The sequence below is a fragment of the Streptomyces sp. NRRL WC-3549 genome (assembly GCF_000721935.1).
Lineage (GTDB): Bacteria > Actinomycetota > Actinomycetes > Streptomycetales > Streptomycetaceae > Streptomyces.
This window is the reverse complement of record NZ_KL585440.1, coordinates 66,024-67,495: the sequence shown is the minus strand read 5'-3', so window position 1 is coordinate 67,495 and position 1,472 is coordinate 66,024. Positions and strand designations below refer to the sequence as shown.

Here is a 1,472-nt window from a genome sequence, read left to right as displayed (position 1 = left end):
AGCTGGACTCCACCCCGGCGAGCGTGCTGGTGGGCTGGACCCTCACGGCGATCGGCCTGGCCCTGGCGGGCCCGGGCCTGACCCACCTGTGCGGCAAGCTCCTCCAGGCGGTGCGCCCCGGCGCCGTACGGCTGCTGGCGGGGCGGGTCCTGATGGACGAGGCGCGCCGCATCGGCCGTCCGCTCGGCGTCGTCTGCGCGGTGCTGTCCGGCGTGATCGCCGCGTCGGTGCTGTACACCGGTGAGCCGCGCCCCTTCGGCCCGCTGACGGCGCTCGGCGCGGTGCTGGTCCTGGGCTGCACGACGGCCACCCTGCTGACCTCCGCCCTGGAGGCCAAGCAGGCCCGGGTCCGTACCACCGAGGCCGTACTGCGCCTCGGTGCCGCGCCCGCCGCGCTGCGCGCCGCCACGGCGCTGCGGGCGGCGGTGCTGCTGGTCGTCTTCGCCCCGCTGACGTGGGTGGTCGCGGAGCTGGCCGCGCTGCCGTTGTCGGGCTGACGGTCGCCGCGCGCTCCCGCGGGCCCCGACGGGCCGGGCCGCGTACAAGCGCCGGGGACCTCCGGGCGGGCGCCCTGGGGCAACCCCTCAGGGCTGAGCGGCCGGGGGCAGGACGACGGTCTCCGCCGGGTCGAACTCCACCCCGACCACGGCTCCCTCCCGGGGCGTGTCACGCAGGGTGCACACGGCCTCCAGGGCGGGCCCTTCGGCCGGGTCCAGGAGCACGGTGACGTGGTGGCCCCGGAAGGTGCGTACGCCCACGGTGCAGCGCAGCCCGGCGTCCGAGGCGCCGATCCGTACACCGGCGGGCCGGACCAGCAGGTCGCACCGGCCCTGGGGCGAACCGTCCGGCACCGGCACCTTGCCCCAGACCGTGTCCGCGGCGGTGCCGGTGACCGTCGCCTCCACCACGTTGTCGAAGCCGAGGAACCGGGCGACGAAGGCGGAGGCGGGCCGCTGCCAGACCTCCAGCGGGGTGCCGGCCTGGGTGATCCGGCCGTCCCGCATGACCACCACCCGGTCGGCGAGCGCGAAGGCCTCGCCCTGGTCGTGGGTGACGGCGAGCACCGTCGTACCCAGCCGTCCGAACAGGGCGCGCAGTTCGACGACGAGGCGTTCGCGCAGGCTGCGGTCGAGCTGTCCGAGCGGCTCGTCCAGCATCAGGAGCTTCGGCCGCGGGGCCAGGGCCCTCGCCAGGGCCACCCGCTGCTGCTCGCCGCCGGAGAGCGCGGCCACGGCACGCCGCCCGGCGCCGGGCAGCCCGACCAGGTCGAGGAGCTCTTCCGCCCGGCTCTCCCGCCCGGCCCGTGGGACGCCGTGCATCCGCAGCCCGAACGCGACGTTGGCGGCGACGTCCTGGTGCGGGAAGAGCTGGTGGTCCTGGAACATCAGCCCGACACCGCGCCGGTGCACGGGTACGGCGGCCTGGTCGGCGTCGTCGAAGAGCACCCGTCCGCCGTCCAGCGGCTGGAGCCC

The 1,472-nt window shown here is 76.7% G+C and carries 1 protein-coding gene and 1 pseudogene; one reads left to right on the top strand and one right to left on the bottom strand.

What is annotated here, in order from left to right:
- Positions 1-497, top strand: a pseudogene (locus IH13_RS0133205) (hypothetical protein); the annotation flags it as partial.
- A gap of 87 nt (positions 498-584) precedes the next feature.
- Here the strand turns inward: IH13_RS0133205 and IH13_RS0133200 are convergent.
- Positions 585-1,472 (bottom strand): ABC transporter ATP-binding protein (locus tag IH13_RS0133200; RefSeq protein WP_031090341.1); only part of this gene is annotated, 888 nt, incomplete at its 5' end.